Here is a 7,598-nt window from a genome sequence, read left to right as displayed (position 1 = left end):
AACCCCAACCAAGCCAGCCGCGTCAGCGGCGCCTTCCCAGTGTGGCGTCCGTCACCCGAAACAGTCCACGGCCGAATCGTAAGCCCATTTCGACGAAAAGTCTCCGAGGTTCAGGCCAATCTCTGACGATTCTCCCGCTTTTCCGGGACAACCCTGTGCGTGACCAGACAAGTGTCCAGTGGAGAGTCCAGAAATTGGACATTCCCACCCGAATCCGGTCGCGGAGATATCAAATAATGCTCAGAAATCGCGGCCCGATATTGACGGACGAAACTCTGGAACGTCCCGAAACACCGTCGTCGGAGGCAAGATCCGGGAACTGTTCGCCACCGGGACTCCCGTCCGGTTGCACGGACCGGAGGTTGGCAGGACCATCGCTGCCGGTGCTGCGGTAGGTACCACCGGCGGGCCGGATGGGGTCGCCGTTTCGGCAATTTCCGGAATTCGTTTTCCGGCTATCGGCATTGGCGCCCCCGGCGGGAAAGCTGCCACGGCAAGAATGGCGTGGGCGACCAATAACGGGGGCCGCGAAAGCGACGGCATCAGCAGCCCTTGAGACGCACCGCGAGGTAGTCGCCGACGTTGCCGATGGCAACGCGCTCCTGCGTCATGGCGTCGCGCTCCCGCACCGTGACCGAGTCGTCCTCGAGCGAGTCGAAGTCGACCGTCACGCAGTAGGGCGTACCGATCTCGTCCTGGCGGCGATAACGCCGGCCGATCGCACCGGCGTCGTCGAAGTCGATGTTCCAGGATCTGCGCAACTCGGCGGCCAGGTCGCGCGCCTTCGGGCTGAGGTCTGCATGCCGGGACAACGGCAGCACCGCGGCCTTGACCGGCGCCAGCCGAGGGTCGAGTCGCAGCACCGTCCGCTTGTCCATGCCACCCTTGGCATTGGGCGCCTCGTCCTCGGTGTACGCGTCGATCAGGAACGCCATGAACGAACGGGTCAGACCGGCCGCAGGCTCGATGACGTAGGGGGTGTAGCGGGTGTCGCCGGCCTGATCGTAGAACGACAGGTCGGTGCCGGAATGCTTTGTGTGCGTTGACAAATCGAAGTCGGTCCGGTTGGCGACGCCTTCCAACTCCCCCCACGGGTTGCCTTGGAAGCCGAATTTGTACTCGATGTCGACGGTGCGGTCGGAGTAATGCGACAGCTTTTCCTTGGGATGTTCGTAGAGCCGCAGGTTCTCCGGATCGATACCCAGATCGATGTACCACTCACGCCGGGTGTCGATCCAGTACTGATGCCACTCCTTGGCCGTCGAGGGCTCGACGAAGAACTCCATCTCCATCTGCTCGAACTCGCGGGTGCGGAAGATGAAGTTGCCGGGGGTGATCTCGTTGCGGAAGCTCTTCCCGATCTGCCCGATGCCGAACGGCGGCTTGCGGCGCGCGGTCGTTACCACGTTGGCGAAGTTGACGAAGATGCCTTGGGCGGTCTCTGGGCGCAGATAGTGCAGTCCCTCCTCGGTCTCGATGGGACCGAGATACGTCTTGAGCATCATGTTGAATTCGCGCGGTTCGGTCCATTGACCCTTGGTGCCGCAGTCCGGGCAGACAATCTCAGCCATCGGCACGGCCTCAGGATCGGGCAGACCCTTCTTCAGGGCGAAGGCCTCCTGCATATGGTCCTGCCGGTGCCGCTTATGACAGTTCAGGCACTCCACCAGCGGATCGTGGAAGACCTCGACGTGACCGGAGGCAACCCACACCTCGCGCGGCAGGATGATCGACGAGTCGAGTCCCACGACGTCGTCGCGGCCGGTGACCACCGCCCGCCACCACTGGCGTTTGACGTTCTCCTTGAGTTCGACGCCCAGCGGGCCGTAGTCCCACGCCGACCTGGTGCCCCCGTAGATTTCGCCGGCAGGGAACACGAAGCCACGGCGTTTGGCCAGGTTGACCACGCTGTCGATTACAGACGCCACGGGGCGTGTGCTCCCTTCGGAAGTGCTGGCCGGCGCAGGCGACATGACCGCCGCCCGTGAAACATCAGTCATGGTAGCGACCGTCGTGCCGGTCTTTGACATGCATCATCATGCATGTGACAGTGGAGAGCGGTCCGAATGCAAGGTACTTGGGCATGCTTGGTGGCTCGGCATGGCTGGTCAATCGATGAGGTGGTGACTCTTACGGTGACGTCGCCGTCGACTCCAACTGCCGCCGATGACGACCTGGTCGGGCCGCACGAGCACGGTGCTGACGGGTTCGGGGCACACCCCGTGTATCCGACGCCGCCGTCCCGCGAAATTCTGGATGCCGCCGGGGAATTGCTGCGCGCGCTGGCCGCCCCGGTGCGGATCGCGATCGTGCTGCAGTTGCGCGAATCCCAGCGCTGCGTGCACGAGTTGGTCGACGCGCTGGGCGTGCCTCAGCCGTTGGTGAGCCAGCACCTGAAGATCCTCAAGGCGGCCGGGGTGGTCGCCGGGGAGCGGTCGGGTCGCGAAGTGCTCTACCGGCTCGCCGACCACCACCTGGCGCACATCGTGCTCGACGCAGTCGACCACGCCGGCGAGGACCTCGCATGACCGGCACCCGCGCCGACACCGGTGCAGGGGCATCTCCCGCTCGCGGGGGACGGAGCGAAGGAGTGGCGCCGTGACTGAGGTGAGTGTCCGTTCCACCCGGCAGCGGGCGGCCATCTCGTCGCTGCTGGAGACGCTGGACGAGTTCCGGTCGGCCCAGGAACTGCACGACGAATTGCGCCGCCGCGGGGAGAACATCGGGCTGACCACCGTCTACCGCACGCTGCAGTCGATGGCCACCGCAGGCATGGTCGACACGCTGCGAACCGACACCGGTGAATCGGTCTATCGCCGGTGCTCGGATCATCATCACCACCATCTGGTGTGCCGCAGCTGCGGCTCCACCATCGAGGTGGGCGACCACGAAGTCGAGACCTGGGCGGCCGAAGTAGCCGCCAAATACGGCTACTCCGATGTCAGCCACACCATCGAGATCTTCGGCACCTGCTCGGACTGCCGCTGACCGATGCGGTCAGCCGGTCAGCTCACCGCGAATCCGCGCCCCGCTGTCCAGCACCAACAAGATCAGCGTGCGCAGCGCGTCATCCGTCAGGCCGGCGCCGGGGAAGTTGTAGCGCAGCATCACATCGGCGGTCTTGCCCTTCTGCAACAGCGTCACCGACCCGAAGTTCAAATCCCTTGCCTGCTTGGTCACCTGGTCGCTGAGCTTTCGGGACAGCGGCACATCCCAGGCCAATATCTGGGTCAGCGCCACCATGTCGAGGTCTTCGACGATGTTCACCGACCGCAACGAAGCGAAAGTGCCCCCATGCCGGACGGTCAGCGCACCGTCGGCTTCCTCCTCGACGGTCAGCACATCGCCCAGAATCGAGGCGAGGCGTTGCTGCAGCGACGGCATCAGGCGCTCCCGAACCGTCGATTGCGGGAGGCGTATTCCTCGCACGCGGCCCACAGATCGCGGCGGTCATAGTCGGGCCACAGCTTGTCCTGGAAGATGAACTCAGCGTAGGCCGCCTGCCACAGCATGAAGTTGCTGGATCGCTGCTCCCCCGAGGTGCGCAGGAACAGGTCCACGTCCGGGATGTCGGGACGCTGCAGGTGACGGGCAATCGTGGACTCGCTGATGCGGTCCGGGTTGAGGCGGCCGGCCGCGACCTGATCGGCGATGCGGCGGGTGGCTTCGGCGATCTCGGCGCGGCCACCGTAGTTGACGCAGTAGTTGATGGTGATGACGTCGTTGTTCTTCGTGACTTCCTCGGCGATCGCCAGTTCGTTGATGACGCTGCGCCACAGGCGTGGTCGGGAACCCACCCAGCGGATCCGGACCCCCATCTCGTTGAGGATTTCGCGACGGCGCCGTACCACGTCGCGGTTGAAGCCCATCAGAAAGCGCACTTCTTCGGGCGACCGCTTCCAGTTCTCCGTGGAGAAGGCGTAGAGGCTCAGCCATTTGATCCCGAGTTCGACTGCGCCGCAAGCGATGTCGATGACCACTGCCTCGCCCATCTTGTGACCCTCGGTGCGGCTCAGGCCGCGCTGAGTGGCCCAGCGGCCGTTGCCGTCCATCACGATGGCGACATGATTGGGCAACTGGGCGGTCGGGATTCGGGGCGCGACCGCCTTGGACGTGTGCTGCGGCGGGCGTCGCGGCCCCCCGTCGGGTGACGGTGGCAGCTGCGGGAAGACGACGGGCCACGTCGAGGTGTCGGGAAAGGTCGGATAGTCCTCGGGCGCCGGGGGCAGTTGGGGGAAGTCCGCCGACGTCAGCTTCCGCTCGGCCTTAGCCACACTCGCTATCCTGCCCGATCAGCGCGGCGCGGCGGTCGGCCAGGGTGTGGTCGGCCCGGTAGTCCCGCTCCACCAGCGGCAGCGTTTTGAGTTGTCGCTCCAGATGCCACTGCAGGTGGGCGGCGACCAGCCCGCTGACGTAGCTGCGGTGCGCTTGCGACGACCGCTCAGCGCTGGCCCAGTCACCGTCGTGCAGCGCCGACATCAGGTCCACCACGCCCAGCGGCGGCGTGGTCGCCCCGGCCGGGCGGCAGTGCGCGCAGACGCTGCCCCCAGCGGCGATGTGGAACGCCCGATGCGGACCGGGTGTGGCACAGCGGGCACATTCGGTCAGCGCCGGCGCCCACCCGGCGGTGGCCATGGCACGCAGCAGATAGGCGTCCAGCAGCAGCTCACGGGCCCGGCGACCGTCGGCTACCGCCCGCAGCGCGCCGACCGTGAGCCGGTGCAGAGCCGGTGCGGGGGCGCGCTCCTCCCCGGCCAGGCGTTCGGCGGTCTCCAATATCGCGCACCCGCAGGTGTAGCGGCCATAGTCGCTGACGATGTCGGTGGCGAACGCATCCACGGAAACGACCTGGGTGACGATGTCGAGGTTGCGGCCCGGATACAGCTGCGCGTCGATGTGCGCGAACGGCTCCAATCGAGCACCGAATTTGCTGCGGGTGCGACGCACCCCTTTGGCGACCGCTCGGACCAACCCGTGATCACGGGTCAGCAAGGTGACGATTCGGTCGGCTTCGCCGAGCTTATGCTGACGCAGCACAACAGCCCGGTCTCGATACAGCCGCATCGCACTAGTTTTGCACCCCGCCGCGACATTGCGGGGATCCGCGCCGATAGTCTCGTACCCCGTGGTCGGCGCTTCTCAGTCCGGTTCCGGGGCCTCTTCCGGCTCCGGCTACCAGCGTTTGCCCACGTTGACCGACCTGTTGTATCAGCTGGCCACCCGTAAAGTCACCGCCGCCGAGCTGGCTCGGCGATCCCTGCACGCCATCGATGTGAGCCAGTCCACATTGAACGCTTTCCGGGTGGTGCTCACCGAGTCGGCGCTGGCCGACGCCGCCGCGGCCGACCGCCGCCGCGCCGCCGGCGACACCGCGCCGCTGCTGGGCATCCCGATTGCGGTCAAGGACGACGTCGACGTTGCTGGCGTGCCGACCGCATTCGGCACCGACGGATACGTCCGGCCCGCCACCCAGGACAGTGAGGTCGTTCGCCGGCTCAAGGCAGCCGGCGCTGTGATCGTCGGCAAGACCAACACGTGCGAACTGGGCCAGTGGCCGTTCACCAGCGGTCCCGGGTTCGGGCACACCCGCAACCCCTGGTCGCGCCGGCACACTCCGGGCGGCTCGTCGGGGGGCAGCGCGGCTGCTGTGGCGGCCGGCCTGGTGACCGCGGCCATCGGTTCCGACGGCGCCGGCAGTGTGCGTATCCCGGCCGCCTGGACCCATCTGGTGGGCATCAAACCCCAGCGTGGCCGTATCTCCACCTGGCCGGAACCCGAATCGTTCAACGGCCTCACGGTGCACGGCGTGCTGGCCCGCACCGTGGCCGACGCGGCGCTGGTGCTGGATGCGGCCTCCGGCAACGTCGAAGGTGACCTGCACAAACCTCCCCCGCTGACAGCGTCCGACTATGTGAGCATCGCGCCCGGTCCGTTGAAGATCGCCCTGTCCACCGGGTTCCCGTACACCTTCTTCCGGACCAAGCTGCATCCTGAGATCCTGGCCGCCACCCAGCAGGTGGGCGAACAACTGGAATTGCTGGGCCACAAGGTGGTCAACGGCAACCCCGACTATGGACTGCGGCTGTCCTGGGACTTTCTGGCCAGGTCCACCTCTGCGCTCTGGGCCTGGCAGGAGCGGATAGGCGACGGCGTCGACTGGGACCCCCGCACGCTGGCCAACATGCGCACCGGCCACATGCTTTCGCAAGCGACGCTGCGCAGCGCGCGCCGGCACGAGGCGGCCGACCAGCGCCGGGTGCGGTCGATCTTCAACATCGTCGACGTGGTGCTGGCGCCGACCACCGCTCAGCCGCCGCCGCAGGCGCGGGCCTTCGACCGGATGAGCGCCGTGGCCACCGACCGCGCCATCATCGCGGCGTGCCCGTACACCTGGCCGTGGAACGTGCTGGGCTGGCCGTCGATCAACGTGCCGGCCGGTTTCACCTCCGACGGGCTGCCGATCGGCGTGCAGCTGATGGGCCCGGCCAACAGCGAAGGCATGCTGATCTCGCTGGCCGCCGAACTGGAAGCCGTCAGCGGCTGGGCGGCCAAGCAGCCGGAGGTGTGGTGGAACACCGGCAACAACGTGCCGCCCATGCACAGCGTCCGGCAGCCGCCGTCGCGAAGGCGCTAGCGGCGGTCGCGGCAGGTGTTGCGGTAGGGCATCGCATGGTGGCTACTCAGAAGCCAAGGCGCCCAAGCTGTTTGGGATCGCGTTGCCAGTTCTTGGCCACCTTGACCCGCAAGTCGAGGTACACCTTGGTGCCGAGCAGCTTCTCGATCTGAGTGCGTGCGGCGCTGCCCACCTCGCGAAGACGCGCGCCGCCCTTGCCGATCACGATGCCTTTCTGGCTGTCCCGCTCGACATACAGCACGGCGTACACATCGATCAGGTCGTCGCGCCCCTCGCGCGGCTCGACCTCGTCGATCACCACGGCCAGCGAATGCGGCAGCTCGTCGCGCACCCCTTCCAGGGCGGCCTCGCGGATCAGCTCGGCCATCAGCACCTCTTCGGGTTCGTCGGTCAGCTCGCCGTCAGGGTAGTAAGCCGGACCGGGCGGCAACGCCGCGGCCAGCACCTCGATCAACACGTCCACCAGCGCACCAGAAACGGCTGAGACCGGGACGATTTCGGCCGCTGTCGGAACGAGTTCGCTGACCGCAACCAGCTGGGCGGCCACCCGGTCTTTCGGCACCTTGTCGATCTTGGTGACGATGGCCACCAGCGTGGTCTTCGGGGCGACCGACGCGATCTGTTCGACGATCCAGCGGTCCCCCGGACCGATCGGTTCGTCGGCCGGGATGCACAGCCCGATGATGTCGACCTCGGTGTAGGTGTCGCGGACCAGGTCGTTGAGGCGCTTACCCAGCAGGGTGCGCGGCCGGTGCAGACCCGGGGTGTCCACAAGCACGATCTGGAAGTTCTCCCGGTGCACGATCCCGCGAATGGTGTGTCGGGTGGTCTGCGGACGCATCGAGGTGATCGCCACTTTCGCACCGACGAGCGCGTTGGTCAGAGTCGACTTGCCGGTGTTGGGGCGTCCCACCAAACACACGAAGCCGGAACGGAATTCGTCGTTGGTCACAGCGTCCCCAAC

General features: G+C 66.5%; 8 protein-coding genes. 3 read left to right on the top strand and 5 right to left on the bottom strand.

The features are described from left to right. Positions 1–542 precede the first annotated feature (542 nt). A complete protein-coding gene (locus AC5Y5Z_RS22965; RefSeq protein WP_499927747.1) occupies positions 543–1,973 on the bottom strand; it encodes a glycine--tRNA ligase in 1,431 nt (476 codons plus the stop codon). Between the two features lie 150 nt (positions 1,974–2,123). On the opposite strand from AC5Y5Z_RS22965, the gene AC5Y5Z_RS22960 reads away from it, so the two are divergent. Both AC5Y5Z_RS22960 and AC5Y5Z_RS22955 read left to right on the top strand, forming a co-directional pair. Further along, positions 2,124–2,528 (top strand): ArsR/SmtB family transcription factor, encoded by a 405-nt coding sequence (locus AC5Y5Z_RS22960; RefSeq protein WP_463824940.1) that lies wholly within the window; start codon positions 2,124–2,126, stop codon positions 2,526–2,528. A gap of 70 nt (positions 2,529–2,598) precedes the next feature. Next, complete coding sequence (locus AC5Y5Z_RS22955; protein ID WP_463824774.1) at positions 2,599–2,988, top strand: Fur family transcriptional regulator; 390 nt, start codon at positions 2,599–2,601, stop codon at positions 2,986–2,988. Between the two features lie 9 nt (positions 2,989–2,997). Here the strand turns inward: AC5Y5Z_RS22955 and AC5Y5Z_RS22950 are convergent, their stop codons facing one another. The 3 genes from AC5Y5Z_RS22950 to recO are packed head-to-tail and all read right to left on the bottom strand — an operon-like array spanning position 2,998 to position 5,064. Beyond that, entirely contained in the window at positions 2,998–3,384 is a 387-nt protein-coding gene (locus tag AC5Y5Z_RS22950) for a hypothetical protein (RefSeq protein WP_499927744.1), read from the bottom strand. Then, the gene (locus tag AC5Y5Z_RS22945; protein ID WP_499927743.1) at positions 3,384–4,274 is read right to left on the bottom strand and encodes a decaprenyl diphosphate synthase; all 891 of its coding nucleotides are present in this window, start codon (positions 4,272–4,274) and stop codon (positions 3,384–3,386) included. Before AC5Y5Z_RS22945 ends, AC5Y5Z_RS22950 begins: the two co-directional genes overlap by 1 nt. Continuing rightward, positions 4,267–5,064 (bottom strand): DNA repair protein RecO, encoded by a 798-nt coding sequence (gene recO, locus AC5Y5Z_RS22940; protein WP_499927740.1) that lies wholly within the window; start codon positions 5,062–5,064, stop codon positions 4,267–4,269. Before recO ends, AC5Y5Z_RS22945 begins: the two co-directional genes overlap by 8 nt. A gap of 61 nt (positions 5,065–5,125) precedes the next feature. Here recO and AC5Y5Z_RS22935 point away from each other — a divergent pair, with 61 nt between their 5' ends. Further along, positions 5,126–6,634, top strand: a complete 1,509-nt coding sequence (locus AC5Y5Z_RS22935) for an amidase (protein WP_463824778.1) — start codon at positions 5,126–5,128, stop codon at positions 6,632–6,634. A gap of 46 nt (positions 6,635–6,680) precedes the next feature. Here the strand turns inward: AC5Y5Z_RS22935 and era are convergent, their stop codons facing one another. Then, positions 6,681–7,586 (bottom strand): GTPase Era, encoded by a 906-nt coding sequence (gene era, locus AC5Y5Z_RS22930; RefSeq protein WP_499927738.1) that lies wholly within the window; start codon positions 7,584–7,586, stop codon positions 6,681–6,683. Positions 7,587–7,598 lie beyond the last annotated feature (12 nt).

The sequence above is a fragment of the Mycobacterium sp. NGS29 genome, assembly GCF_059812965.1.
This window is presented reverse-complemented; position numbering and strand designations above follow the sequence as displayed.